Annotated in this window: 24 protein-coding genes; 12 read left to right on the top strand and 12 right to left on the bottom strand. The window is 70.3% G+C overall.

Annotated elements, in window-relative coordinates:
• Positions 1 to 14 precede the first annotated feature (14 nt).
• The gene (locus AB0K11_RS25335) at positions 15 to 764 is read left to right on the top strand and encodes a CPBP family intramembrane glutamic endopeptidase (protein WP_364983693.1); all 750 of its coding nucleotides are present in this window, start codon (positions 15 to 17) and stop codon (positions 762 to 764) included.
• 168 nt (positions 765 to 932) lie between these two features.
• Here the strand turns inward: AB0K11_RS25335 and AB0K11_RS25330 are convergent, their stop codons facing one another.
• Positions 933 to 2,000, bottom strand: a complete 1,068-nt coding sequence (locus AB0K11_RS25330; protein ID WP_364983690.1) for an APA family fibronectin-binding glycoprotein — start codon at positions 1,998 to 2,000, stop codon at positions 933 to 935.
• A gap of 339 nt (positions 2,001 to 2,339) precedes the next feature.
• Here AB0K11_RS25330 and AB0K11_RS25325 point away from each other — a divergent pair, with 339 nt between their 5' ends.
• From AB0K11_RS25325 to AB0K11_RS25315, 3 genes are all read left to right on the top strand, one after another.
• Positions 2,340 to 3,011 (top strand): SDR family oxidoreductase, encoded by a 672-nt coding sequence (locus tag AB0K11_RS25325; protein ID WP_364983687.1) that lies wholly within the window; start codon positions 2,340 to 2,342, stop codon positions 3,009 to 3,011.
• 18 nt (positions 3,012 to 3,029) lie between these two features.
• Positions 3,030 to 3,959 (top strand): LLM class F420-dependent oxidoreductase, encoded by a 930-nt coding sequence (locus AB0K11_RS25320; protein WP_364983684.1) that lies wholly within the window; start codon positions 3,030 to 3,032, stop codon positions 3,957 to 3,959.
• 99 nt (positions 3,960 to 4,058) lie between these two features.
• The gene (locus tag AB0K11_RS25315) at positions 4,059 to 5,444 is read left to right on the top strand and encodes an NAD(P)/FAD-dependent oxidoreductase (protein WP_364984161.1); all 1,386 of its coding nucleotides are present in this window, start codon (positions 4,059 to 4,061) and stop codon (positions 5,442 to 5,444) included.
• Here the strand turns inward: AB0K11_RS25315 and AB0K11_RS25310 are convergent.
• The 8 genes from AB0K11_RS25310 to AB0K11_RS25275 all read right to left on the bottom strand — a co-directional run bounded on the left by AB0K11_RS25310 (position 5,437) and on the right by AB0K11_RS25275 (position 11,156).
• Positions 5,437 to 6,069 (bottom strand): urease accessory protein UreD, encoded by a 633-nt coding sequence (locus AB0K11_RS25310; RefSeq protein ID WP_364983681.1) that lies wholly within the window; start codon positions 6,067 to 6,069, stop codon positions 5,437 to 5,439. The two genes, AB0K11_RS25315 and AB0K11_RS25310, sit on opposite strands and share 8 nt — an antisense overlap.
• On the bottom strand, positions 6,066 to 6,767 hold the full coding sequence (ureG, locus tag AB0K11_RS25305; RefSeq protein WP_364983678.1) for an urease accessory protein UreG: 702 nt from the start codon (positions 6,765 to 6,767) through the stop codon (positions 6,066 to 6,068). The genes AB0K11_RS25310 and ureG overlap by 4 nt, the downstream gene beginning before the upstream one ends.
• 22 nt (positions 6,768 to 6,789) lie before the next feature.
• Complete coding sequence (locus tag AB0K11_RS25300; protein WP_364983675.1) at positions 6,790 to 7,425, bottom strand: urease accessory UreF family protein; 636 nt, start codon at positions 7,423 to 7,425, stop codon at positions 6,790 to 6,792.
• A 3-nt stretch (positions 7,426 to 7,428) separates the two neighbouring features.
• Positions 7,429 to 9,150, bottom strand: a complete 1,722-nt coding sequence (locus tag AB0K11_RS25295) for an urease subunit alpha (RefSeq protein ID WP_364983672.1) — start codon at positions 9,148 to 9,150, stop codon at positions 7,429 to 7,431.
• Positions 9,147 to 9,461 (bottom strand): urease subunit beta, encoded by a 315-nt coding sequence (locus tag AB0K11_RS25290; RefSeq protein WP_364984157.1) that lies wholly within the window; start codon positions 9,459 to 9,461, stop codon positions 9,147 to 9,149. The genes AB0K11_RS25295 and AB0K11_RS25290 overlap by 4 nt, the downstream gene beginning before the upstream one ends.
• Positions 9,462 to 9,463: 2 nt before the next feature.
• Complete coding sequence (locus AB0K11_RS25285; RefSeq protein WP_264011829.1) at positions 9,464 to 9,766, bottom strand: urease subunit gamma; 303 nt, start codon at positions 9,764 to 9,766, stop codon at positions 9,464 to 9,466.
• A 54-nt stretch (positions 9,767 to 9,820) separates the two neighbouring features.
• Positions 9,821 to 10,225 (bottom strand): PaaI family thioesterase, encoded by a 405-nt coding sequence (locus AB0K11_RS25280; RefSeq protein ID WP_364983668.1) that lies wholly within the window; start codon positions 10,223 to 10,225, stop codon positions 9,821 to 9,823.
• Positions 10,226 to 10,379: 154 nt separating this feature from the next.
• The gene (locus AB0K11_RS25275; protein ID WP_364983665.1) at positions 10,380 to 11,156 is read right to left on the bottom strand and encodes an iron reductase; all 777 of its coding nucleotides are present in this window, start codon (positions 11,154 to 11,156) and stop codon (positions 10,380 to 10,382) included.
• A 226-nt stretch (positions 11,157 to 11,382) separates the two neighbouring features.
• On the opposite strand from AB0K11_RS25275, the gene AB0K11_RS25270 reads away from it, so the two are divergent.
• From AB0K11_RS25270 to AB0K11_RS25255, 4 genes are all read left to right on the top strand, one after another.
• Entirely contained in the window at positions 11,383 to 11,799 is a 417-nt protein-coding gene (locus AB0K11_RS25270; protein ID WP_364983662.1) for a BlaI/MecI/CopY family transcriptional regulator, read from the top strand.
• Between the two features lie 14 nt (positions 11,800 to 11,813).
• A complete protein-coding gene (locus AB0K11_RS25265; RefSeq protein WP_364983659.1) occupies positions 11,814 to 12,761 on the top strand; it encodes a M56 family metallopeptidase in 948 nt (315 codons plus the stop codon).
• Positions 12,762 to 12,830: 69 nt separating this feature from the next.
• The gene (gene gndA, locus AB0K11_RS25260) at positions 12,831 to 14,285 is read left to right on the top strand and encodes an NADP-dependent phosphogluconate dehydrogenase (protein WP_364983656.1); all 1,455 of its coding nucleotides are present in this window, start codon (positions 12,831 to 12,833) and stop codon (positions 14,283 to 14,285) included.
• Between the two features lie 24 nt (positions 14,286 to 14,309).
• Positions 14,310 to 15,746, top strand: a complete 1,437-nt coding sequence (locus AB0K11_RS25255; RefSeq protein WP_364983653.1) for a GuaB1 family IMP dehydrogenase-related protein — start codon at positions 14,310 to 14,312, stop codon at positions 15,744 to 15,746.
• Here the strand turns inward: AB0K11_RS25255 and AB0K11_RS25250 are convergent.
• From AB0K11_RS25250 to AB0K11_RS25240, 3 genes are read right to left on the bottom strand one after another with little or no spacing between them, the layout of a single operon-like run.
• Complete coding sequence (locus tag AB0K11_RS25250) at positions 15,699 to 16,793, bottom strand: ABC transporter ATP-binding protein (RefSeq protein WP_364983650.1); 1,095 nt, start codon at positions 16,791 to 16,793, stop codon at positions 15,699 to 15,701. The two genes, AB0K11_RS25255 and AB0K11_RS25250, sit on opposite strands and share 48 nt — an antisense overlap.
• Positions 16,790 to 18,334 carry an iron ABC transporter permease gene (locus AB0K11_RS25245; RefSeq protein WP_364983647.1) on the bottom strand — a complete coding sequence of 515 codons (1,545 nt, stop codon included), beginning with the start codon at positions 18,332 to 18,334 and terminating at the stop codon, positions 16,790 to 16,792. Before AB0K11_RS25245 ends, AB0K11_RS25250 begins: the two co-directional genes overlap by 4 nt.
• A 5-nt stretch (positions 18,335 to 18,339) precedes the next feature.
• Positions 18,340 to 19,368, bottom strand: coding sequence for an iron ABC transporter substrate-binding protein (locus tag AB0K11_RS25240; RefSeq protein WP_364983645.1), 1,029 nt, complete (start codon positions 19,366 to 19,368; stop codon positions 18,340 to 18,342).
• Between the two features lie 327 nt (positions 19,369 to 19,695).
• Here AB0K11_RS25240 and AB0K11_RS25235 point away from each other — a divergent pair, with 327 nt between their 5' ends.
• The 4 genes from AB0K11_RS25235 to AB0K11_RS25220 are packed head-to-tail and all read left to right on the top strand — an operon-like array spanning position 19,696 to position 25,308.
• Entirely contained in the window at positions 19,696 to 21,066 is a 1,371-nt protein-coding gene (locus tag AB0K11_RS25235; RefSeq protein WP_364983642.1) for a hemolysin family protein, read from the top strand.
• On the top strand, positions 21,066 to 22,118 hold the full coding sequence (locus tag AB0K11_RS25230) for a hemolysin family protein (RefSeq protein WP_364983639.1): 1,053 nt from the start codon (positions 21,066 to 21,068) through the stop codon (positions 22,116 to 22,118). The genes AB0K11_RS25235 and AB0K11_RS25230 overlap by 1 nt, the downstream gene beginning before the upstream one ends.
• Positions 22,111 to 23,055 carry a 3-methyladenine DNA glycosylase gene (locus tag AB0K11_RS25225; RefSeq protein WP_364983637.1) on the top strand — a complete coding sequence of 315 codons (945 nt, stop codon included), beginning with the start codon at positions 22,111 to 22,113 and terminating at the stop codon, positions 23,053 to 23,055. The genes AB0K11_RS25230 and AB0K11_RS25225 overlap by 8 nt, the downstream gene beginning before the upstream one ends.
• 54 nt (positions 23,056 to 23,109) lie before the next feature.
• Positions 23,110 to 25,308 (top strand): malate synthase G, encoded by a 2,199-nt coding sequence (locus AB0K11_RS25220; RefSeq protein ID WP_364983634.1) that lies wholly within the window; start codon positions 23,110 to 23,112, stop codon positions 25,306 to 25,308.
• The last annotated feature ends 17 nt before the right edge of the window (positions 25,309 to 25,325 follow it).

The raw sequence follows: 25,325 nt of genomic DNA, 5'->3' as shown, positions 1-25,325 counted from the left end.
TAGAATCACCGCAAATGACTGACCTTGCCGCGGCGCCGGCCGACGCCGACCTCACCGCGCCGCGGCGGCTCCATGTGTACGTGGACATCGCCGTGGTGGTGGCGGTCCTGGTGGTCACCAATCTCGTCGCGCACTTCACCACGCCGTGGGCCAGTATCGCGACGGTCCCCGCCGCGGCGATCGGGCTCATGCTCCTGGTGCGCGCCCGCGGCCTCGGCTGGACCGAACTGGGCCTGGGCCGCGAGCACTTACGCACCGGCGCCGGCTACGCCGCCGCCGCGGTGGGCCTCGTGCTCACGGTGATCGCCATCGGTGCGCTGCTGCCGTGGACGCGGCCGATGTTCATGAACAACAACTACGCGACGATCTCCGGTGCGCTGATCGCCTCGATGGTGGTGATCCCGCTGCAGACGGTCATCCCCGAGGAGCTCGCGTTCCGGGGCGTGCTGCACGGTGCGCTGAACCGTGCATGGGGCTTCCGGGGCGTCGCCGCCGCCGGGTCGCTGCTGTTCGGGCTCTGGCACATCGCCACGTCGTTCGGTCTGACCAGCGAGAACGTCGGCTTCACCAAGTTGTTCGGCGCCGGAGTGTTCGGCATGGTCGCCGGGGTGGTGCTGGCCGTCGTGGCCACCGGGGTGGCCGGATTCATCTTCACCTGGCTGCGCCGTCGCAGCGGCAGCCTGCTCGCTCCCATCGCGCTGCACTGGTCGCTGAATGGCCTGGGCGCGCTCGCCGCGGCCCTGGTGTGGCACCTGTCCATGTGATCGTCGCGCGGGCAGGCGGACGCATGTCGCGTGTGCGTCCCGGGCGCTCGCCACTCGCATTCTCGCGCCCTGCGCGCAGAGTCGACGCGATCTGCGGCCCACTCATGCCGAACGGGCGCCGCGGTCGATTGCTCGACGTACGCAGCGCCCGTTCGGGTCAGCTCGTGATCAGGACGGCGGACGCATCTCCGGTGCCGTATTCGGATCGACCGGCACAGCGACGCCCACACCCGGCCGCGGCGGCGGCGCGTTCGGGTCCGGCGGAGGTGCGTTGGGGTCGGGCGGAGGCGGCGGTGCGTCGGCCGGCGGGGGCGGCGGCGGCGACCAGGGCCGGATCGAGTTGGCCAGCGCCACCGCGGCGCCCTTGTCGACGGGATTGTTCGCCGAGCCGAGCCACACCACGAACCAGCGCTCCGGGGTGCGCTGCCCGCGCGGCGTGCCCGCAGGTGTGGGCTGGCCGACCACCCCGGCCCAGATCTGGCCGGTGGGCTTGGCGGCGTCGGTGAACTTCACCTCGTAGTACGACGCGACACCGGGCATCCCCGCGGCATCGAGGGGAACGGTCTCCTGGCCGAGCCGGGTGCCCGGGAACGGCATGAAGAACTCGCCCATGTCGGACGCCAGACGCTGCGCGGCCTTGGTGTTGTCGGCCTCGGCGCCGGCGAACAGCTTGAGGTCCAACCGGCCGAGCAGCACGCTGGTGTCACTCGGCGGCTCCGCGCCCTCGGGCGCGACCCGGTTGAGGAGCGCCTGGCCGTAGGACAGCTGCGTGGCGTCCGAGACCTTCCAGCCCGCGGGAACCACGTAGCTGAATCCGCCTGCGGCGTTGTCGACCCGGCCGGCCTCGGGAGCGGGCGGGGCGTTGGGGTCCGCGGGAGCAGGCGGCGGCGCGTTCGGGTCCGCGGGCGGAGGTGGCGGAGCGTTCGGATCGGCCGCCGGCGGTGGCGGCGCGTTCGGATCGGCCGGCGGCGGAGGCGGAGCGTTCGGGTCCGCGGGCGGCGGAGGCGGCGCGTTCGGGTCCGCGGGCGGCGGAGGCGGCGCGTTCGGCGGCGGCGGCTGCCCCAGGAAGGTGTTCCCCTGCGGCGGCGGGGGTGGCGGCGGCGACGGCTCGGGCTGCGCGTTGGCGATCGCCGGCAGGGTGAGTGCCGCCACGGCGACACTCGTCGATGCCGCGAGCGCCAGCGCCGTCGAGAGACTCTTACGTCGTCGTGCGGAAGTCACGTCCGGCTGCTCCATGGAGAAGAAACTACCGTGTTACCGCCGTGACGCAAGTGTGAGTTGATTAAAAAGTGTTCTAATGGTCGATTGCTGTGTCGGAGTCGGGGCAGCTCAAAGCATTCCTGAAAGATTGCTGACAAGCCGACTCCCCGGGGCGCCGCGCCGGTCCCGGTGGCAGCCCGGACTGGTCGGTCGACGGGCGTTCTGCCCAGTGAATCGCGCCGCCGATCATCGTCGTTACCGACGCGTGTCCGGTTGCTCGCGCGTCGGATTTCCCGCGCTAGCTACCGTCCAGTAACATCGGCGCTTGATCGGCGCGCCACCGCGCGCGGGTCACCGCGACGAGGAGGTCAACCGATGGACGTGCTGGTCACCGGAGGAGACACCGATCTGGGACGCGCGATCGCGGCCGGCTTCCGCACCGAAGGCCACACCGTGGTCATCGCCGGGGCGCGCCGCGACGAGCTCGAGGTCGCCGCGAAGGAACTCGACGTCGACTCGATCCTGTTCGACAACACCGACCCGGCCAGCCTCGAGGACGCGCGCGGGCTGTTCCCGCATCACCTCGATGCCCTGGTCAACGTCCCGGCGCCCGGCTGGCAGCCCGGCGACCCCCGGACGTTCTCGCTCGCCGACACGGCGGCGGCGTGGCGCGCAGCGCTCGACGCCACGGTGCTGTCGGCCGTGCTGACCACCCAGATCGTCGGTGACCACCTGCGCTCCGGTGGCTCGATCGTCAACGTCGTGCCGGAGAGCCCGCGCCCCGGAAGTGCCGATGCCGCGGTCAAGGCCGCCCTCGGCGAGTGGACCGCCGGTCAGGCGACCTACTTCGGCACCCGCGGGATCACCGTCAACGCCGTGGCCTCCGGCCGCAGCGCCGGAGCCGGTTACGACGGCCTCAGCACCACCCCGCCATCGGTCGCCGACGAGTTCGCCCGGCTCGCACTGTTCCTGAGCACGCCCGCGGCGCGGCACATCACCGGACAGACGCTGCACGTCAGCCGGGGTGCGCTGGCGAACTTCGGCTAGCGCGTTAGGGTCGACGGAGTGACGATTCGACTCGGACTCCAGATCCCCAACTTCTCCTACGGCACCGGCGTCGCCGAGATCTTCCCCACCGTCATCGCGCAGGCCCAGGAAGCCGAGGCCGCGGGCTTCGACTCGGTCTTCGTGATGGACCACTTCTACCAACTGCCCGGCCTGGGCACCCCCGACCAGCCGATGCTCGAGGCCTACACCGCCCTCGGCGGTCTGGCCACGGCGACCGAGCGCGTCCAGCTCGGCACACTGGTCACCGGAAATACCTACCGGAACCCCACGCTGCTGGCCAAGGCCATCACCACGCTCGACGTGATCAGCCAGGGCCGGGCGATCCTGGGCATCGGCACCGGCTGGTTCGAGCTCGAGCACGATCAGCTCGGCTACGAGTTCGGCACCTTCACCGACCGGTTCAACAGGCTCGGCGAGGCGCTGCAGATCATCCTGCCGATGCTCGCCGGCGAGCGGCCGACCTTCTCCGGCAAGTACTACCGCACCCAGGAGGCGATGGCCGAGCCGCGCCTGCGTGACCACATCCCGCTGATGATCGGCGGCAGTGGCGAGAAGAAGACGATTCCGTTGGCGGTCAAGCACTTCGACCACCTCAACATCATCGCGGGCTTCGACGAGCTGGCCCGCAAGGTGCAGGTCGTCAAGGAGGCCTGCGAGAAGATCGACCGCGACCCGGCGACGTTGGAGACCAGCATGCTGGTGATGGCGATGATCGACGACAACGTCACGGCCGACATGATTCCCGACGACTTCAAGGACCGCGTGGCCTTCGGCGGCGCCGAGCAGATCGCCGAGCAGGTCAAGACCAAGGTGCTCGACGCGGGGGTCGACGGTGTCATCCTCAGTCCGGTCACGAACATCGACGGATACCACCCCGGGCGCATAACGGATGTCGCCGCCGCGTTGAAGCCGATGCTGGCTGGGTAAACAGTCAGTGCGGTGCGCTATCTCACCGCGCCTGCGGGATGCCCGCCCACTAGCCTAGTGGTTGTACTGAACGAGAAGACGTTCGTCGAGGAGTTGCAGATGAGCCACCCCGGAGCCACCGTGTCCGACCGGCACAAGGTCGTCATCGTCGGGTCGGGGTTCGGCGGATTGACCGCCGCCAAGACCCTGAAGCGTGCCGACGTCGACATCAAACTGATCGCACGCACCACGCACCACCTGTTCCAGCCGCTGCTGTACCAGGTGGCGACCGGGATCATCTCCGAGGGCGAGATCGCGCCCGCGACCCGGGTGGTGCTGCGCAAGCAGCAGAACGCGCAGGTGCTGCTCGGCGACGTCACCCACGTCGACCTCGAGAACAAGCTCGTGCACTCGGAGCTGCTCGGCCACGACTACGCGACGCCGTACGACAGCCTCATCATCGCCGCGGGCGCCGGCCAGTCCTATTTCGGCAACGACCACTTCGCCGAGTGGGCGCCCGGCATGAAGTCGATCGACGACGCGCTCGAGTTGCGTGGGCGCATCCTCGGCGCGTTCGAACAGGCAGAGCGGTCCAGCGACCCGGAGCGGCGCGCGAAGCTGCTGACGTTCGTGGTGGTGGGCGCCGGGCCCACCGGTGTCGAGATGGCCGGTCAGATCGCTGAACTGGCCGACCACACCCTCAAGGGCACGTTCCGCCACATCGACTCCACCCGGGCACGGGTGATCCTGCTCGACGCTGCGCCCGCCGTGCTGCCGCCGATGGGCGAGAAGCTGGGCAACAAGGCGAAGGCCCGGCTGGAGAAGATGGGCGTCGAGATCCAGCTCAACGCAATGGTCACCGACGTCGACCGCAACGGGATCACCGTCAAGGATCCCGACGGCAGCGTCCGGCGCATCGAATCGGCGTGCAAGGTGTGGTCTGCCGGCGTCTCGGCGAGCCCGCTCGGCAAGGACCTCGCCGCGCAGTCGGGTGTCGAACTCGACAGGGCAGGCCGGGTCAAGGTGCAGCCCGACCTGTCGCTGCCCGGCCACCCGAACGTGTTCGTGGTGGGCGACATGGCGGCCGTCGACGGCGTGCCCGGCATGGCCCAGGGCGCGATCCAGGGCGGCAAGTACGCCGCGCGGCTGATCAAGAACGAGATCAAGGGCGCCAACCCGGCGTTCCGCGAGCCGTTCGAGTACTTCGACAAGGGCTCGATGGCCACCGTCTCGCGGTTCAACGCCGTGGCGAAGGTCGGCCCGCTGGAGTTCGGCGGCTTCATCGCCTGGTTGGCGTGGCTGGTGCTGCACCTGGTCTACCTGGTGGGCTTCAAGACCAAGATCGTCACGCTGCTGTCATGGACGGTGACGTTCCTCGGCCGCAACCGCGGCCAGCTGACGATCACCGAACAGCAGGCCTACGCCCGTACCCGCATAGAGGAACTCGAGGAGATCGCGGCGGCGGTGACCGAGACCGAACGGGAGAGGGAGCAGGCGGCTAGCTAGTCAGCCGCTCCCCCTGCCAGGTCGACAGCCAGCCGCCGGCGGCCAGCGCCAGCTCGGTGCCCTTCGCGCTCTCCGCACGGTCGGGGTAGGTCAGTTCGCTCACGCATGCGCGTGGCGCGCCGAGGACGTCGTCGGCGACGGTGTCGTCACCCAGTTCGATGCGGTGCCGCAGCATCGGCGTACCGTCCAGGTCGACGTGCAGGGACCCCGACCAGAAGCCCTGTCGCTCACCGGTTCTGCCGATCTGTATCCGTTCGCGCACGCGGACCCGCCCGACTCCGGTCAACCGCAGCCGCGTCAGCGTGACGTGCCGCGACGCGCCGGCCACGACGGTCGGCTGCGGGTCGACGTCCAGCTCGCCCGCCGATTCGATGTCCCAGTGGGCCACCGATTCCGGCGTTCCTGCTCCGGGCAGCACCAGCGTCGCCGCGGCGGTGCGCACCCGCAGTCGCGCGCCGGGTTCGACGACGACGCGCACGCAGATCAGATCACCGCCCAGCGGTGTGGCGGCCGCGGACACCAGGTGCACGGTGTCGGGACCGGTGCGGCGGGCGGCCAGTCCCCCACTGCACTCGAGGCGCGGCGGACGTCCCGGGCAGGCGATGATGGCGACGTCGGACCTCATGGTGCGGGCGAGGGCACCGGAGCACGCAGTTGCGCGGTGACCCAGGCGAGCACCGGGCCCGCCGTGGGGTCCTCGGTCAGCGAGATCAGCGCCGTGGGACGGTCGCCGCGCACCTTGGCCGCATCCCGGCGCATCACGTCGAGATCGGCGCCGACCATCGGCGCGAGATCGGTCTTGTTGACCACCAGCAGATCGGAGAAGGTGACGCCGGGTCCGCCCTTACGCGGCACCTTGTCCCCACCGGCCACGTCGATGACGAAGATCTGCGCGTCGACCAGTCCGGAGGAGAAGGTGGCGGTGAGGTTGTCGCCGCCGGACTCCACCAGGATGAGGTCGAGGCGGGCGTCGGGCCGATGATGCGCGGCGATCAGGTCGTCGATCGCGTCGAGGTTGGCGGTGATGTCGTCGCGGATCGCGGTGTGCGGGCAGCCGCCGGTCTGCACCGCGGCGATTCGCTCGTCGGGGAGCACGGCGTTGCGGCGCAGGAAGTCGGCGTCCTCGGTGGTGTAGATGTCGTTGGTGAGCACGGCCAGCGACAGCTGGTCGCGTAGCTGGCGGCACAGCGCGGCCACCAGTGCGGTCTTGCCGGAGCCGACGGGTCCGCCGACGCCGATCCGCAGCGGCTCCCCCGGCGTTCGTTCGCGGCGGGGGCGGTCGCGGTGGTCGTGCGGTTGGCCGTCCAGGAAATGCGGTGGCATACAGGGCCTATCGGTAGTCGAATTACGAGGAGAACAACGGTCGTTCGCGCTGGGCGTGCCGTTCGGCGAGCACGTCGAGCATCGGGTCGGAAAGGTCGGCGAGTTCTTTGGCGGCCGCCGCCGCGGTCTGGTCGCACAGTGCCGACAGCGCGAAGGTCAGGGCGGCGACGTCGCCGGGGTCCAACGCCAGCAGTCGCTGCGCGGCGGTCGCCGACCCCGTCATGGTCGTGTACACCACCGAGACCGCGGTGTGCTCGGCGCTCAGGCCGCTCGCCGCGCCCACCGCTCCGGCTGCGACAGCGAGGTGCGGCTTGATCCCGAGCGCCTGCCAGTCGGCGTCCGGCCAGACCCGGCGCGCCAGCCGCACCAGCCCGCGGCCCTGCGCCCGCGACGCCGCGCGGGCAGCCGGAGCCGGTGTGCGGGCATCGGTTTCGTGGTCCGCCTCGATCACCGTGCAAGTGCCGGTGTGCACCGCCGCCGCCAGCGACGCGGTCACCAGGCCGTGGGTCCGGATGCGGCGCACCAGGTATGCGCGCAGCGTGGCCAGGTCGAACACCAGCCCGCCGGTGACGGCCTCCTCGACGCCGCCGGAGTGCACGTGCCCTCCTGTGGGCAGCCGCGAGTCGGCCAGCGTCAGCAGGGTGGTGAGTGCGGTCATGGGCTAGAAGAGGAAATAGCGTTGAGCCATCGGCAGTTCGGCGGCGGGCTGCTCCTGCCAGACGTCACCGTCGATGCGCACCGTGAAGGTGTCCGGGTCGACCTCGATACGGGGCATCGCGTCGTTGAGCGGCATGTCCGTCTTGCCCACACCGCGCACATCGCCCACCGCGACGAGGCGCCGGCTGACCGCCAGCCGGTCGGCCAGCCTGTCCTCGATCGCCTGGGGCGCCACGAAGTGCACCGAGGTGGCGGCTGCGGCACGCGCGTCGGCGCCGAACATCGGGCGCGGCAGAACGGGCTGTGGCGTGGGAATCGACGCGTTCGCGTCACCCATCGCCGCCCACGCGATCATCCCGCCCTTGATCACCGCGTGCGGCCGGACACCGAAGAAGGCGGGTTCCCACAGCACCAGGTCGGCGAGCTTGCCGACCTCGACCGAGCCGATCTCGTGGTCCAGCCCGTGGGCCACGGCCGGGCAGATCGTGTACTTCGCCACGTAGCGGCGCACACGATTGTTGTCCGCCGCACCGTCTCCGGCCAGGGCGCCCCGGCGGCGCTTCATCACGTGGGCGGTCTGCCAGGTGCGCAGCACCACCTCACCGATGCGGCCCATCGCCTGAGCGTCGCTGCCGATCATCGAGATCGCACCGAGGTCGTGCAGCAGGTCCTCGGCGGCGATCGTCGACGGCCGGATCCGGCTCTCGGCGAACGCGAGATCCTCAGGGACGCTGGGGTTGAGGTGATGACACACCATCAGCATGTCCAGGTGCTCGTCGAGCGTGTTGACGGTGTGTGGCCGGGTCGGATTGGTCGAACTCGGCAGCACGTACGGTTCGGCCGCCACGGTGATGATGTCCGGTGCGTGCCCACCGCCCGCGCCCTCGGTGTGGTACGCGTGAATGGACCGGCCGGCGATCGCGCCGACGGTGTCCTCGACGAAGCCGGCCTCGTTCAGGGTGTCGGAGTGCAGCGCCACCTGCACCCCCGACGCGTCGGCCACCCGCAGGCAGGCGTCGATGGCCGCCGGGGTGGAGCCCCAGTCCTCGTGCAACTTGAAACCCGATGCACCGCTGCGCAACTGCTCCCACATCGAGTCCGCGCTGACGGTGTTGCCCTTGCCCAGCAGCGCGATGTTCATCGGCCAGGAGTCGAGCGCCTCGAGCATGCGGGCCAGGTGCCATGCGCCGGGGGTGACCGTGGTGGCCTTGCTGCCCTCGGCCGGGCCGGTGCCGCCGCCGATCAGCGTGGTGATGCCGCCCGCCAGCGCCTCGCCCATGATCTGCGGGCAGATGAAGTGCACGTGACAGTCGATCCCGCCTGCGGTGAGGATGCGGCCGTTGCCTGCGATGATCTCGGTCGACGGCCCGACCACCAGGTCGCGATGGACGCCGTCCATGATGTCGGGGTTGCCGGCCTTGCCGATCGCGACGATGCGGCCGTCGCGAATGCCGATGTCGGCCTTGATGATTCCCCAGTGATCGATGATCACCGCGCCGGTGATCACCGTGTCGGGGGCGCCGTCGGCGCGCGTCGCGCGGCCCTGTCCCATCGACTCGCGCAGCACCTTGCCGCCGCCGAACACGGCCTCGTCACCGGCCAGTCCCGGTCCGCCGCTGCGGTCCTCGGTGATCTCGACGAACAGGTCGGTGTCCGCCAACCGGATCCGGTCGCCGATGGTGGGTCCGAACAGTGCGGCGTACCGGGACCGCGACAGCCCGCTCACGATTCGTCCAGCCGGCCGGGCGGGGTCAGGCTGAGCCCGTGCACCTCGCGGGTCCCCCGCAACGGCACCGCCGACACCGTCTGTGCCACACCCGGTTCGAACCGCACCGCGGTGCCCGCGGGGATGTCGAGCCGATGGCCGTGGGCGGCCTGCCGGTCGAAGTCGAGTGCGGCGTTCGCCTGCGGCAGGTGCACGTGACTGCCCACCTGCACGGGCCGGTCGCCGGTGTTCACGACGTCGAGGGACACCCGCTCGGCGCCCTCGTTGATCTCGATGTCGCCGTCGCCGTGCAGGATCTCCCCCGGAATCATGGTCACGGGATCGGGTGGTGGACGGTGACCAGCTTGGTCCCGTCCGGGAAAGTGGCCTCCACCTGGACGTCCTCGAGCATTTCCGGCACTCCCTCCATCACGTCCTCCCGCGACAGCACGTCGCGTCCACTGACCATCAGTTCCGCGACGGTGCGGCCGTCCCGCGCACCCTCGAGCAGGTGGTCGGTGAGTACGGCGACGGCCTCGGGGTGGTTGAGCCGCAGCCCGCGGGCCTGCCGGCGCCGCGCCAGTTCGGCGGCATAGGAGATGAGCAGCCGCTCCTGCTCATGCGGGGTCAGTCGCATAGTTCGCGATCCTGCCACGGCGCGGCACGCTCAGCAGCGCTCGACGGCTGAGGGTCAGGCGTCGGGGAGATTCTGCAGGCGGACCTGGCCGCGGGCGACCGTCCGGTCGGTCTCGTCGGTGATGGTGATCAGCCACAGCTGCTGGCGGCGGCCGCGGTGGATCGGCGTGGAGACCGCGGTGACCGTGCCCGATCGGAGTGCGCGCAGGAAGTCGGTGTTGTTGTTGACGCCCACCACCGTGCCGCCGCCGTTCTCGGACAGCCACACGTGAGCGGAGACACTGGCCAGGCTCTCTATCACCGCGCAGTAGACGCCCCCGTGCACGATTCCCCAGGGCTGCAACAACTTTTCGTTGATGGTCAGCTGCGCGCGGCCGCCGTCGGGGGTCATCTCCAGGTAGGTCAGGCCCAGTTCGGTGTCGAATCCTTCGCCGAGACCGGCGGGCAGTTCTGTGCTCACCCTTGGATGTCTACACGGCCGGCGCACCAAAAGATTCGGGCGGGTCCCGCACTGTTGCGCGGGACCCGCCCTCGAGGGGACCGGGGGTCTCTGCAGCCCTCAGGACTCCGGCGCGGTCCGTATGCCTCGTGACGAAAGAATAGGCAAGGCTGCCCTAATTAAGCAAGCCCTTCCCCCGGCCGGTCCGCGCGGCGCCGCGCACCGGCAGGCCGAACCCGACGAGCGCGTCCAGCACGGCCTGGCCGCGGCGCATGCTCGTCAGCTCGCTCGAGCCCGCCAGCATGGGTACCTGGGTGGCGGCGCTGACCACGGCGGCGCCGACCATGTGCCACATCGCCGCCTCGGTCATCGCTCCGCCGCTGATCTGCACCAACCGGGTGAACAGCGGTTCGAGAGTGCGATGGCTGCGGTGCGCGATCCAGGTGGTCAGCGCGGCCTCGTTCGGCAGGGCGACGATGCCCTGCCCGGCTCCCCGGCCCAGCCGGCCGCGGCGTGGGCCGAAGTAGGGGTCGTCGGGCAGCGCCCGCAGCGTCGGGTCGACGACGCCCACCCAATCGATCGCGCCCTCGGAGTCCACGTGCACCCAGAGGTTCTCCAGGCCGGTGTCCCACGCCCGTCCCTCGAGCACCACCAGCGGGATCACCCGGCCGATGACCACATGCGCCAGCGTCGCCGCCAATTGCTGGGCGACCGCGCACCGGTTCCCGGTCTCGGTGGCCGCGATGTCGAACATCACCTGAAGCCGCTCGCTGGTGAGCGCCTCGGCCAGCGGCCACCACCGGCGCCGCGAGAGGTCGCCCATCACGGCGACGCCGTAGACGCGGGGACACTCGGGATAGAGCTCGCGCAGCCGGCGGGATGACTCGTGTAACGGCATCGTCCGCCTGATGGTCATGCCTGCGATCAGCGGATCGTCGATCAGTACCGTCACTGCACCTCCCGGGCGTCGTCGTCACGGGTTAGGTTAGCCTTACTATAGCGACCAGGCAACACGGGCTGCCGCCTGTGAGCTGTTTCACAGGGCGGCCGAACGAGGCCGTTGACCTCAACCGGAATGCAACGCGCGAAAGAAGAAGTTGATCTCCAGCGATGTATACGACGCACGGTAGTACGTCCGTAGTACCCTTGATCTACTGCTCAGGGAGAGTGAACGGAACATGGCCAAGTTGACGCGTCTAGGGGAGCTCGAGCGTGAGGTGATGGATCACCTCTGGTCCGCTCCCGAACCCCAAACCGTCCGGCAGGTGCACGAGGCACTGTCGGCGCGGCGTGATCTGGCCTACACCACGATCATGACCGTCCTGCAACGGCTCGCGAAGAAGAATCTCGTGGTGCAGCATCGCGACGACCGGGCACACCGCTACGCCCCCACGCACGGCCGCGACGAGCTGGTCGCGGGCCTGATGGTCGACGCTCTCGACCAGGTCACCGACTCCGGCAGCCGCGAGGCCGCACTGGTGCACTTCGTCGAGCGGGTCGGCGCAGGCGAGGCCGCCGCGCTGCGGCGTGCGCTCGCCGAACTGGAGACCAAGCATCGAATGACGTCGCCGGCTGGCGATTCCGGTACCGGCTGAGGGAGACTGACAGCGTGTCCGCGCTGGCCTTCACCATCGTCGCGCTGGTCCTGATCGGACCGGTGCCGGCAATGCTCGCGCGGGCGTCCTGGCCGATGCGCGCGCCGCGGGCCGCGATCGTGCTCTGGCAGTCGATCGTGCTGGCCGCGGTGCTCTCGGCGTTCAGCGCCGGAATCGCGATCGCCAGCCGGTTGTTCGTCCCCGGCACCGATGGCCGCCCGACGGCCACCATCACCAGTGAGATCGCCATCCTCGGCTGGCCGATGTGGCTGTTGCTCGTCTTCGTGTTCGCACTCACCCTCCTCATCGGGGCCCGCCTGATCGTGTCGGTGCTGCAGGTGGCGATCGCGACCCGCCGCCGGCGCGCCCATCACCGGATGATGGTCGACCTGCTGGACATGCCGCGCACCTCGGTGCTGGACGACGTCTGCAGCACGGCCGACCTGCGCGTCCTCGACGTCGCACAGCCGATGGCCTACTGCCTGCCCGGGATGCGGAGCCGGGTCGTGGTCAGCGACGGCACCCTGACCAGCCTCGCCGGCGACGAGATCGCGGCGATCCTCACCCACGAACGGGCCCATCTGCGCGCCAGGCACGACCTGGTGCTCGAGATGTTCACCGCCGTGCACGCCGCGTTTCCCCGTTTCGTCCGCAGCGGCAGCGCCCTGGACGCCGTGCGGTTGCTGATCGAACTGCTCGCCGACGACGCCGCGGTCCGCGCGGCAGGACCCACTCCCCTGGCCCGCGCCCTGGTCGCGTGCGCGTCGGGGCGCACGCCGTCAGGTGCACTCGCGGCCGGTGGCCCCACGACGGTGATCCGGGTGCGCCGGCTCGCGGGCCGGCCGAACAGCCCGCTGCTGGCCGCCGTCGCCTACCTCGCCGCGGTGGCCGTGCTGGTGGTGCCCACCGTGGCTGTGGCGGTGCCGTGGCTGACCGAACTCCACCGGCTGTTCACCACCTAGATTCAGCGCCGAGGGATGCATCGCGCTCGAAGAAGCGTTCTCTGACCACAACCAACGAAAGGCTGCCGCATGACCAACTCGGGCACCACCGGTACGGCACAGATCGGCGTCACCGGGCTGGCGGTGATGGGATCGAACATCGCCCGCAACTTCGCCCGACACGGCTACACGGTCGCGCTGCACAACCGCTCGGTCGCCAAGACCGACGCGCTGCTCGCCGAGCACGGCTCGGACGGGAACTTCGTCCGCAGTGAGACGATCCGCGAATTCCTCGACGCGCTGGAGAAGCCGCGACGCGTGCTGATCATGGTCAAGGCCGGCGACCCGACCGATGCCGTGATCAACGAGCTGGCCGACGCGATGGAGGAAGGCGACATCATCATCGACGGCGGCAACGCGCTCTACACCGACACCATCCGTCGGGAGAAGGCGATCCGCGAGCGCGGCCTGCACTTCGTCGGCGCGGGCATCTCCGGTGGTGAGGAAGGCGCGCTGAACGGTCCGTCGATCATGCCGGGCGGTCCCAAGGAGTCCTACGAATCGCTGGGTCCGCTGCTCGAGGAGATCTCCGCACACGTCGACGGCGTGCCGTGCTGCACCCACATCGGCCCCGACGGCGCAGGCCATTTCGTGAAGATGGTGCACAACGGCATCGAGTACTCCGACATGCAGCTCATCGGCGAGGCCTACCAGCTGCTGCGCGACGGCCTCGGCAAGAGCGCGGGCGAGATCGCCGACGTGTTCGACGAGTGGAACAAGGGCGACCTGGACAGCTTCCTGGTCGAGATCACGGCGAAGGTGTTGCGGCAGAACGATGCCGAGACGGGCAAGCCGCTGGTGGACGTCATCCTCGACGAGGCCGAGCAGAAGGGCACCGGCCGCTGGACGGTGAAGTCCGCGCTCGATCTCGGTGTGCCCGTCACCGGTATCGCCGAGGCGGTGTTCGCCCGCGCGCTGTCGGGTTCGGTCACCCAGCGCAAGGCCACCACCGGCCTGGCCTCAGGCGATCTCGGCGGAAAGCCCTCCGACGCAGAGCAGTTCACCGAGGACATCCGGCAGGCGCTCTACGCTTCGAAGATCATCGCCTACGCCCAGGGCTTCAACCAGATCCAGGCAGGCAGCGCCGAGTACGACTGGGGCATCACCCCCGGTGACATGGCGACCATCTGGCGCGGCGGGTGCATCATCCGGGCGAAGTTCCTCAACCGGATCAAGGACGCCTTCGACAACGACGCCGACCTGCCCACCCTGATCGTCGACCCGTACTTCCGGGACGCGATCGAAGCCGCGATCGACAGCTGGCGGCGTGTGGTGGTGACCGCGACGCAGCTGGGCATTCCCATCCCCGGCTTCAGCTCGGCGCTCTCCTACTACGACGCGCTGCGCACCGAGCGGCTGCCCGCCGCCCTCACCCAGGGGCTGCGCGATTTCTTCGGCGCGCACACCTACGGGCGCATCGACGCCGACCGCGACAAGCGGTTCCACACGCTGTGGAGCGGCGACCACAGCGAGGTCGAGGCCTGACCCGCCCCCATTAGACTCGGGGGCGTGAAGTTCCTCCACGACCACCGGCCGCCGTACGACCTGACGTACAACGACGTGTTCGTCGTGCCCGGCCGCTCGGAAGTGGCGTCGCGGTTCGACGTCGACCTGTCGACCGTCGACGGGTCGGGCACCACCATCCCCGTGGTCGTCGCCAACATGACCGCGGTGGCCGGACGCCGGATGGCCGAGACGGTGGCCCGCCGCGGCGGCATCGTCGTGCTGCCCCAGGACCTGCCGATCTCGGCGGTGCGGGAGACGGTCGACTTCGTCAAGAGCCGCGATCTGGTGGTCGACACCCCGGTGACCCTCGCGCCGGACGACTCGGTGTCCGACGCCGTCGCGCTGATCCACAAGCGGGCCCATGGCGCCGCGGTCGTGGTGAACGACGGCCGGCCGGTCGGCCTGGTCATCGAGGCCGACTGCGTCGGGGTGGACCGGTTCGCCAGGGTGAGCGACATCGCGGTCACCGACTTCGTCACCGCACCGGTGGGCACCGAGCCCCGCAAGGTGTTCGACCTGCTCGAGAACGCCGCCGTCGGCGTGGCGGTGCTGACCGGGCCCGACGGCACCCTGGCCGGCGTGCTGACCCGCACCGGGGCCATCCGCGCCGGCATCTACACCCCCGCGGTCGACGCCAAGGGCCGGCTGCGCATCGCCGCCGCCGTCGGGATCAACGGCGACGTCGGCGCCAAGGCACGCGCACTGGTCGAGGCCGGCGCCGACGTGCTGGTGATCGACACCGCCCACGGCCACCAGGTCAAGATGCTCGACGCGATCCGTGCGGTGTCGGCACTGGATCTCGGCGTGCCGCTGGCGGCTGGCAACGTGGTGTCCGCCGAAGGCACCCGCGACCTGATCGCCGCCGGTGCCTCGATCGTGAAGGTCGGCGTCGGCCCCGGTGCCATGTGCACCACCAGGATGATGACCGGCGTCGGCCGCCCGCAGTTCTCGGCGGTGGTGGAATGTGCTACTGCAGCAAGGGAACTCGGTGGCCACGTGTGGGCCGACGGCGGGGTGAGGCACCCGCGTGACGTGGCGCTGGCGCTGGCCGCAGGCGCCGCCAACGTGATGATCGGATCCTGGTTCGCCGGCACCTACGAGTCGCCGGGTGACCTGATGCGCGACCGGGACGACCGGCCGTACAAGGAGAGCTACGGCATGGCCTCCAAGCGTGCGGTCGCGGCGCGCACCTCCGCCGACAGTGCGTTCGACCGCGCCCGCAAGGGCCTGTTCGAAGAGGGCATCTCGACCTCGCGGATGGGTCTGGACCCGTCCCGCGGCGGCGTGGAGGATCTCCTGGACCACATCACCTCCGGGGTCCGCAGCACCTGCACGTACGTCGGCGCCGCCACGCTGCCCGAACTGCACGACAAGGTGGTGCTGGGCGTGCAGTCAGCCGCCGGCTTCGCCGAGGGGCATCCGCTGCCGACCGGTTGGTGAGGGGTACGCCAGTACGGCGCCCGTCACGCTCAGGCTGACCGCCTGACCCGTCTCGATGTCGACGTCGCCGATGCGGCGGGCCACCAGCGGCGTACCGTCCGCGAGCGTCACGTGCACCGAACTGTCCGGGCCGTAGAACCGGTGGGCCGTCACCACGGCGGGCGCCCCGTCGTCGGACAGCCGCAGTTGTTCTGGCCGCACCACGACGACCACGTCGCCGTCATCGACCGGTATCCGCACCGGATGGGCACCGAGCGCGGTGCGCACCACCCCGCCGCGGCACACCCCGCCGATCTCGACGGCCGCACCGACGAACCGGGCGGCCGCCAGGGTGCGCGGCCGGTCGTACACGTCGGCCGGGGTGCCGGACTGCACCATCTGCCCGTCCATCAGCAGCGCCACCGAGTCGGCGAGCGACAGTCCCTCGGCCTGATCGTGAGTGACCAGCACGGCGGTGGTGCCGGTGTCGCGCAGGATCGCGGCGATGTCCTCGCGCACCCGCGTCCGCAGCCCGGCGTCGAGCGCCGCGAACGGCTCGTCGAGCAACACCACCCTCGGCCGCGCCGCCAGCGCGCGGGCGAGTGCCACCCGCTGTTGCTGCCCGCCCGACAGCTCGTGCGGCCGGGCGTCACCGCTGCCGTCGAGCCCCACCACGTCGAGCCAGTGCCGCACGGTGTCGGCCGCCGCGCCGCGCCGCCGCTTCGGCAGTCCGAATGCGATGTTCTCCGCGGCGCTGAGGTGCGGGAACAGCGCACCTTCCTGCGGCATCAGGCCGATCCGGCGCCGGTGCGCGGGCACGGCAGCGCCGTCGCCGCACACCACGCCGTCGCCGACGGTCACCGTCCCGGCGTCTGGCGCCTCGAAGCCGGCGACGATGCGCAGCAGTGTCGTCTTGCCACAACCCGACGGTCCGAGCACCGCGCTGATCGTGCCCGCAGGCACGTCGAGGTCGAGACCGGAGAGCACCCGCCGCCCGTCGAACGACTTGCCGAGGCCGCGGATGCGGACACCTGCGGCGGCAGGCAACGTCTGGTCTTCCGCACTCATGTGTCGCGCACCTCCACCACCTGCGCACTCCACAGGCCGAGCGCGGCCGTCGGGAGCGCGGCGAGAATCACCAGCGCGGCCGCATACGGCGCGGCGGACGCATAATCGCTGACCGAACTGTAGGTCCACAGCCGGGTGGCCATCGTGTCGGTCCCGGTCGGGCGAAGCAGCAGCGTGATCGGCAACTCCTTCATGCACGTGAGGAGCACCAGTGCGGCGCCCGCGGCGATCCCGGGCGCGGCGCCCCTGGCGGTGATCGCGGCGAACGCGGCGAACGGGCCGCGGCCCAGCGACCGGGCCACCTCCTCGTGCCGGACCGGCGTCGCCTCGATCGCGGCCCGCACCGACCCGACGGCTACCGGCACCAGCAGCACGGCGTAGGCCAGGATGAGCAACGGCTCCCGCTGGTAGAGCGGGCGCAGCGCCGCCACACCGACCGACACCATGGCGATCGCGATGACGATGCCGGGCAGCCCGTGCGCGACGTAACTGGCCCCCTCGAGCGTCCGCGTCACCGGACTGCGGTACCGCGCGACGAGCACACCGAGTGGTACGGCGGCGATGGTGCACACCACCGCCGCCACCGCCGACAGCCACAGCGTGGCGCCCACCGCGGCCGACCATTGCCCGGCATCCCAGCGCGCGCCCGCGTCGAGCAGCCAGTCGGCCAGCGCGATCACCGGGACCACCAGAGCCGCGGTGATCACGGTCAGCACGGCCGCCGTCGCCACCGGCCACCACGGTCCCAGCGCGGCCACCGGGGCCGGCCGTGCCGAGCCGCCGCCGACCCGGTAGGCCGCCGCCCGGCCGCGCGCCCGGCCCTCGAGGACCACCAGCACCAGCGCGAAGACCATCAGCACCAGCGACAGCACCGCGGCCCGCGACGGGTTGAACCCCGAGCGGTACGCGCCGTAGATGACCCAGGTGAACACCTCATAGCGCATGGCGGCGACGGCGCCGAAATCGCTGATCACGTACAGCGCCACCAGCAGCGCGCCTGCCGCGACGGCCGCCCGGACGCGGCGCAGCGTCACCCGGAACAGCACGGCCACGCCGGACAATCCCAGCGAACGGGCCACCTCCTCGTGCGCGGGGTCCATCCGGTTCAGGGCCGCCGTGGTGGTCAGCAAGACGTACGGGTAGCAGCCGAGGACGAGCACCAGGCACGCGCCCCAGAAGCCGGCCACCGCCGGCTGCACCGACAGCCACAGAAACGCCAGCAGGTAACTCGGGATCGCCAACGGCAGTGCGAGCACCACGCCGAAGAGCCGCCGGAACGGCAGATCGGTGCGGCTGAGCAGCACCGCGAAGCCCACGCCGAGCACCACGCAGCCGGCGGTCACCACGACCACCAGCAGCAGCGACCGGCCCACCAGGGCGATCGTGCGCTGCTGCAGGAGTTCGTCGGCGACGAACGCCCAGCCACGGGCGAGCGCCCGGTCACCGAGGTAGTACAGCGGCAGCAGCGTGGCCGCCGAGACAGCCGCGGCGGCGCCGAGCAGCAGCGCGGGCGGCCGACGGCGAATCCCGTTTCGCCGCAACAGGATCAGTTCGTCAGCAACCCGGTTGCGACCAGCATCTCCTGGGTCGCCTCGAGGTCGTCGAGTTGGGACAGGTCAACCGCGGGTGGCTGCAGGTCGGCCAGTGGCGGCATGCCCTCGGCCGTGGGGACGCCGGCGACCAGCGGGTACTCCTTGGTCTCGCCGGCGAAGTACTCCTGGGCGGCCTGGCTCACCAGATAGGCCGCGAACCGTTGCGCGCCCGCGGGATTCGGTGCCGACTTGAGGATGCCGACGCCGGCGACGTTGACAAGCCCGCCGGGGTCGCCCGGCGCCATGAACTTGTTCTGCGCGGTCACCGCGTCCCTGCCCTTGGCGTCGATCAGTTCGTACAGGTAGTAGTGGTTGACCAGACCGATGGCGACCTCGCCCTTGTCGACCGCATCGCGGACCGCGACGTTGTTCTCATAGGCCTTCGGGTTCTGCGCCTTGAACGCACGCAGCCACTGTTCGGCCCCCGCGTCGCCGCGCACCACCCGCAGGCCCGTGACGAACGACTGCCACGACGCGTTGCTCGGCGCGAACCCGATCTTGTCCTTCCACTCCGGCGCCAGCACGCCGTCGACGGTGTCGGGCGGATTCGGCGCCAGCTTCGGATTGAACACCACCACCCTCGCACGGCCCGACACGCCGACCCAGGTGCCGTCGGCCGCCGAATAGTTGGCCGGCACCGCCTCCAGTGTCGTGGTGTCGATCTGGGCGAACAGTCCGGCCTTGGCGACCGCGCCGAGCGCCCCGGCGTCCTGGGACAGGAACACGTCGGCGGGCGATTTGTCGCCCTCGGTGATCAGCTGGGCGGCCATCTCCCCGGAACTGGCGTAGCGCGCCTCGACGTTGAGCCCCGTTTCGGCCTTGAACTTCTCCAGCAGCGGCCCGACGAGTTCCTCGCTGCGCCCGGAGTACACCACCAGCGACTCACTGGCGTCGACGGAATCCGAGCCGCCGCACGCGCTGAGCGACAGGGCCATCGCGGCAGCACACACCGTGGCCGTGAGGCGTGAGAAGGCGAAGGGCATGAATCGACCCGCTTTCGTCGTGCGCTGTGGGGCCGCTGTGAACCGGCCCGGCCCTGGCAACTTATCACCGAGCTACTGAGGACAGGCTCAGCTCTGTCGACGGGCCGTCGGCTGGTCACCACGAGCGCGCGGGCCGCACGGCGCACCGGTTACCATGGGCTTCTCATTCGCCGAACGAGGAAGGGACTACGTGCCGCAGGCACCCGCCGATGGCCCCGGTACCGAACGGGCCTGCCGGGCCGAGCAGCCGTCCCCGGAGCAGTCCGACGCGGAACCCTCCCCTAGTCGGCCGGGCCTCGTGCCCGGCGCCCCCGCGGGGAGAACGACGTGAGCGTCACCCTGTCCATCCTGTCGGTGCTGGCCATCATCGTGCTGACCGCGGGCACCGCTGTGTTCGTGGCGGCGGAGTTCTCGCTCACCGCACTCGAGCGCAGCACCGTCGAGGCCAACGCCCGTAACGGCGACCGCCGCGACCACATGGTCCGCCGGGCCCACCGCACACTGTCGTTTCAGCTGTCCGGGGCGCAGGTCGGCATCTCCATCACCACGCTGGCCACCGGTTACCTTGCCGAACCCGTCGTCGCGCGACTGCTGCATCCGGGATTGGACGCCGTCGGCCTGCCTGCCAACGTCGCGAGCGGGCTGGCGCTGGTGCTGGCCATCCTGATCGCCACCTCGGTGTCGATGATCTTCGGCGAGCTGGTGCCCAAGAACCTGGCCGTGGCTCGGCCGGTGCCGACCGCGCGGGCGTCGGCGCCGCCGCAACTGCTGTTCTCGATGCTGGCCACCCCGCTCATCCGGATGACCAACGGCACCGCCAACTGGATCCTGCGCCGTCTCGGCATCGAGCCCGCCGAGGAACTCCGCTCGGCCCGCTCCGCGCAGGAACTGATCTCGCTGGTGCGCAACTCCGCGCGCAGCGGGTCACTGGACCCGGTCACGGCGGTCCTGATGGACCGGTCGCTGCAGTTCGGCGAGCGCACCGCCGAAGAGCTGATGACGCCGCGCACCGAGATCGAGGCGATGCAGGCCGACGACACCGTGGCCGACCTGATCGAGGCGGCGATCAGCACCGGCTACTCGCGCTTCCCGATCGTCGAGGGTGATCTCGACTCGACGATCGGCGTGGTGCACGTCAAGCAGGTGTTCGCGATCCCGCACGACGAACGGGCCACCACCCGGCTCGCCACACTCGCACTCCCCGTCGCCACCGTGCCGTCGACGCTCGACGGCGACGCGGTGATGACCCAGATCCGCGCCAACGGCCTGCAGACCGCCCTGGTGGTCGACGAATACGGCGGCACCGCGGGCATGGTCACCGTCGAGGACCTCATCGAGGAGATCGTCGGCGACGTCCGCGACGAACACGACGACGCCACCCCCGACGTGCAGCCTGCGGGCGGCGGCTGGAAGGTCTCGGGGTTGCTGCGCATCGACGAGGTGGCCAGCGAGACCGGATTCCGGGCGCCCGAGGGCGAATACGAGACGATCGGCGGGCTGGTGCTGGAGGAACTCGGCCACATCCCCGAACCCGGGGAGACCGTCGAACTCACCGCCTTCGACCCGGACACCGTCCTCGAGGACCCGGTGCTCTGGCTTGCGACGGTCGTGCAGATGGACGGGCGCCGCATCGACCAGCTCGAGCTGACCGAGCTGGGCCGCCGCGGCGAGACCGACGACGAGGAGCTGAACGACTGATGGGCGGCGACCTCTTCGGCGCGCTGCTGACCGTGCTGCTGCTGGCGGCGAACGCGTTCTTCGTCGGCTCGGAGTTCGCGCTGATCTCCGCCCGCCGCGACCGGCTCGAGGCGCTGGTCGAGCAGGGCAAGCGCAGCGCCGTCACCGTCATCCGGGCCGGCGAGAACCTGTCGCTGATGCTGGCCGGCTCCCAGTTGGGCATCACCGTGTGCTCGATCCTGCTCGGCCGGGTGGGCGAGCCCGCGGTGGCGCACCTGCTGGAGAAGCCCTTCGGGCTGGTCGGCATCCCCGACGCGGTGCTGCACACCGTGTCCTTCGTGGTGGCCCTCGGCGTCGTGGTCACGCTGCACGTGCTGCTCGGCGAGATGGTGCCGAAGAACATCGCGATCGCCGGTCCGGAGTCGACGGCGATGCTCCTGATCCCGGTGTACCTGGTCTACATCCGGGCGGCGCGGCCGTTCATCGCGTTCTACAACTGGTGCGCCAACAGCACACTGCGGGCGTTCGGAGTGGAACCGAAGGACGAGCTGGCCGTGGCGGTGTCCACGGTGGAGCTCTCGGAGATGATCGCCGAGTCGGTGTCCGAGGGGCTGCTCGACACCGAGGAGCACACCCGCCTCACCCGCGCGCTCCAGATCCGCAACCGCGTGGTCCGCGACGTGGCGATGCCGCTCAGCGAGATCCACACCGTGCCCGCCGCCGCCGCCGACAGCGGCCCGACGGTCGGCGCGGTCGAGCGGGCGCTCGCCGAGACCGGCTACTCGCGATTCCCCGTGGCCGGCCCGTCCGGCGAGTACGTCGGCTACCTGCACATCAAGGACGTGCTACCGCTGGTGCACGACCCCGACGCGGTGCTGGACCGCACGCTGGTGCGCCCGCTGCTCACGTTGCCTGCATCGCTGCCGCTGCCCGATGCGCTGACCCGGTTGCGGCGCGACAACAGCCACCTGGCCCTGGTCACCACCGACGGCATGGTGACGGCCATGGTGGCGCTCGAGGACCTGGTCGAAGACCTCGTGGGGACGGTGCGGGACGGCACCCACCGTGTCTGACGTCGCACTCCGCGCGAAGGCGGCTGACGTCGGCGTCGCCGCCCATCTCGACGTCCTCGCCGAATCTGATTGGCAGGCACGCGAATCCGTACATCGCGATCGCGTCGACGCGTTCTGTGCACCGCATCTGGCCCGCCGCCGCGCCGGCGTGGCACATCCGGTGTGGGACTTCCTGTTCACCTATTACAACCTGCGGCCCCGCCTGCTCCGCCGCTGGCACCCGGGCTTCGGAGTGGTGCTGGCGGGCGACTCGGCGGGACGCCACCTGGACATCGCCGGTTATCACCGCACGCCGCACGGTGTCACGGTCAGCCAGGACTACCTGGCCGGCCGGGCCGACACCGTCGGCTTCATCGCCGACCTGCTGACGGCGACGGCAGCAAGAGCGCCGCGGATGAACTGCTTCGGGCTGCACGAGTGGGCGATGGTGTACCGCTCACCCGAGGTCCGGCACGCGCAGGTGCCGCTGCGCCTCGGTGCTGCGGGCACCGACGCGGTGGTGGAGTCGATGCCGTTGCGCTGCAGCCATTTCGACGCTTTCCGATTCTTCACCGATGCTGCCGCGGACCGCAACGCCGAACGGCTCACCCGGGACCGCCAGATCGCCACCGAGCAGCCGGGTTGTGTCCATGCCGCCATGGATTGCTACAAATGGGCCTACAAGCTGGGACCGCTGGTGTCCTCCGAGCTGGTGATGGACTGTCTGGAGCTGGCCGCCGACGCGCGGGCGCTGGACATGCGCGCCAGCCCGTACGACCTCAGCGGGCACGGGTTCGACCCGATCTCCGTCGAGACACCGGCGGGTCGGGCGGAGTACGTGCGCGCCCAGCAGGAGATCGCGGAGCGGGCCGCTCCGCTGCGAGCCACCCTCGCCGGCAGGTGCGACCTGCTGCGTGCGGCGGCGCGCGGCGCAAGGGCCGACGTTACCGGTGGGTAAGGTGGATCAACGCGCGTCGCGTCAGCGGACGTGCCGGTGAGCTAGGAGGAAACGATGACCGATCGCGTCGAGGTGGGAAATCTGCGCGTGGCCCGGGTGCTGTACGACTTCGTCAACGACGAGGCGCTGCCGGGCACCGACATCGACCCGGACAGCTTCTGGTCGGGAGTCGACAAGGTGGTCGCCGACCTCACTCCGCGCAACACCGAACTCCTGGCCCGCCGCGACGAGCTGCAGGCACAGATCGACAAGTGGCACCGCCAGCGTGCGATCGGTCCGCTCGATCCCGACGAGTACCAGCAGTTCCTCACCGACATCGGCTACCTCGCCGGCGATCCCGGCGACGTCACCATCACCACTGAGAACGTGGACGCGGAGATCACCTCGACCGCGGGACCGCAGCTCGTCGTGCCGGTGACCAACGCCCGGTTCGCCCTCAACGCCGCCAACGCCCGCTGGGGCTCGCTGTACGACGCGCTCTACGGCACCGACGTCATCTCCGAGGAGGACGGCGCGGAACAGGGCAGCGGCTACAACCGCGTCCGTGGCGACAAGGTCATCGCCTACGCCCGCCGGTTCCTCGACGAGAGCGTGCCCCTGGCGACCGGGTCGTGGTCCGACCCGACCGGCTTCAAGATCGACGACGGGCGGCTTCTCGTCGAGCTCGGCGACGGCCAGTCCACCGCTCTGGCCGACCCCGAACAGTTCGTCGGCTACACCGGCGACTTCGGGTCGCCGCAGTGGTCGTTCCTGCTGCGCCACCACGGCCTGCACATCGAGGTCCTGATCGATCCCGACTCCCCGATCGGTTCCACCGACACCGCGGGCGTCAAGGACGTCGTGCTGGAATCCGCGGTCACCACGATCATCGACTTCGAGGACGCCGTCGCCGCGGTCGACGCCGATGACAAGACGGCGGCATACCGCAACTGGCTGGGATTGATGAGGGGTGACCTCTCGGCTCCGGTCAGCAAGGACGGCAAGAGCTTCACCCGGGTGCTCAACGAGGACCGCACCTACACCACCCCCGACGGGGAGGGCGAGCTCACCGTGCCCGGCCGCAGCCTGCTGTTCGTGCGCAACGTCGGCCACCTGATGACGAACGACGCGATCGTGGACGCTCAGGGCAACGAGGTCTACGAAGGCGTCCAGGACGCCCTGTTCACCAGCCTCGCCGCGGTCCACGGACTGCGCGCCGGCGGCGCCAACGGCCCGCTGGCCAACAGCCGCACCGGATCGGTCTACATCGTCAAGCCGAAGATGCACGGACCCGACGAGGTGGCCTACACCGTCGAGCTGTTCAGCCGGGTCGAGGACGTGCTCGGCCTGCCGCAGAACACGCTCAAGGTCGGGATCATGGACGAGGAGCGCCGCACCACGGTCAACCTCAAGGCCTGCATCAAGGCCGCCGCCGACCGGGTGGTGTTCATCAACACCGGCTTCCTCGACCGCACCGGCGACGAGATCCACACCTCGATGGAGGCCGGCCCGATGATCCGCAAGGCGTCGATGAAGAGCCAGCCGTGGATCAAGGCCTACGAGGACAACAACGTCGACATCGGGCTGGCAACCGGCTTCGTGGGCCGCGCCCAGATCGGCAAGGGCATGTGGGCGATGACCGATCTGATGGGCGACATGGTCGAGCAGAAGATCGGGCAGCCCAAGGCGGGTGCGACCACCGCCTGGGTGCCCTCGCCCACCGCGGCGACGCTGCACGCGATGCACTACCACCAGGTCGACGTGGCCGCCGTGCAGAAGGACCTGGCGGGCAAGCAGCGCGCCAGCCTGGCCGACCTGTTGACCATCCCGCTCGCCAAGGAGCTGGCGTGGGCGCCCGAGGAGATCCGCGAGGAGGTCGACAACAACTGTCAGTCGATCCTGGGCTACGTGGTGCGCTGGATCGACCAGGGGGTGGGTTCGTCGAAGGTGCCCGACATCCACAACGTGGCGCTGATGGAGGACCGTGCCACGCTGCGGATCTCCAGTCAGCTGCTGTCGAACTGGCTGCGGCACGGCGTGATCACCGAGGACGACGTGAAGACCAGCCTGCGACGGATGGCAGCGGTGGTGGACGAGCAGAACACCGGCGACGAGAAGTACCTGCCGATGGCCACCGACCCGGAGGGCAGTGTGGCGTTCCAGGCGGCCCAGGAGCTCATCCTGTCCGGCACCGCGCAGCCCAACGGCTACACCGAGCCGATCCTGCACCGCCGCAGGCGGGAGTTCAAGGCCGGTTCGGGCGCCCGTAGCTGACCTCACCCGGCACCCCG

Origin of the sequence: Mycobacterium sp. NPDC050551 (genome assembly GCF_040674075.1) — a bacterium.
Classification (GTDB): domain Bacteria; phylum Actinomycetota; class Actinomycetes; order Mycobacteriales; family Mycobacteriaceae; genus Mycobacterium.
The sequence above is the reverse complement of the archived record's forward strand: the minus strand, read 5'-3'. Positions and strand labels throughout refer to the sequence as shown.

Bases quoted from the DNA above. Each gene is read 5' to 3' on its own strand.
- AB0K11_RS25315 (WP_364984161.1), top strand. From the start codon at position 4,059: ATGAGCCACCCCGGAGCCACCGTGTCCGACCGGCACAAGGTCGTCATC.
- AB0K11_RS25240 (WP_364983645.1), bottom strand. From the start codon at position 19,368: ATGCCCTTCGCCTTCTCACGCCTCACGGCCACGGTGTGTGCTGCCGCG.
- AB0K11_RS25335 (WP_364983693.1), top strand. From the start codon at position 15: ATGACTGACCTTGCCGCGGCGCCGGCCGACGCCGACCTCACCGCGCCG.
- AB0K11_RS25330 (WP_364983690.1), bottom strand. From the start codon at position 2,000: ATGGAGCAGCCGGACGTGACTTCCGCACGACGACGTAAGAGTCTCTCG.
- ureG (WP_364983678.1), bottom strand. From the start codon at position 6,767: ATGCCACCGCATTTCCTGGACGGCCAACCGCACGACCACCGCGACCGC.
- AB0K11_RS25300 (WP_364983675.1), bottom strand. From the start codon at position 7,425: ATGACCGCACTCACCACCCTGCTGACGCTGGCCGACTCGCGGCTGCCC.
- AB0K11_RS25270 (WP_364983662.1), top strand. From the start codon at position 11,383: ATGGCCAAGTTGACGCGTCTAGGGGAGCTCGAGCGTGAGGTGATGGAT.
- AB0K11_RS25290 (WP_364984157.1), bottom strand. From the start codon at position 9,461: ATGATTCCGGGGGAGATCCTGCACGGCGACGGCGACATCGAGATCAAC.
- gndA (WP_364983656.1), top strand. From the start codon at position 12,831: ATGACCAACTCGGGCACCACCGGTACGGCACAGATCGGCGTCACCGGG.
- AB0K11_RS25230 (WP_364983639.1), top strand. From the start codon at position 21,066: ATGGGCGGCGACCTCTTCGGCGCGCTGCTGACCGTGCTGCTGCTGGCG.
- AB0K11_RS25250 (WP_364983650.1), bottom strand. From the start codon at position 16,793: ATGAGTGCGGAAGACCAGACGTTGCCTGCCGCCGCAGGTGTCCGCATC.
- AB0K11_RS25310 (WP_364983681.1), bottom strand. From the start codon at position 6,069: ATGAGGTCCGACGTCGCCATCATCGCCTGCCCGGGACGTCCGCCGCGC.
- AB0K11_RS25220 (WP_364983634.1), top strand. From the start codon at position 23,110: ATGACCGATCGCGTCGAGGTGGGAAATCTGCGCGTGGCCCGGGTGCTG.
- AB0K11_RS25285 (WP_264011829.1), bottom strand. From the start codon at position 9,766: ATGCGACTGACCCCGCATGAGCAGGAGCGGCTGCTCATCTCCTATGCC.
- AB0K11_RS25325 (WP_364983687.1), top strand. From the start codon at position 2,340: ATGGACGTGCTGGTCACCGGAGGAGACACCGATCTGGGACGCGCGATC.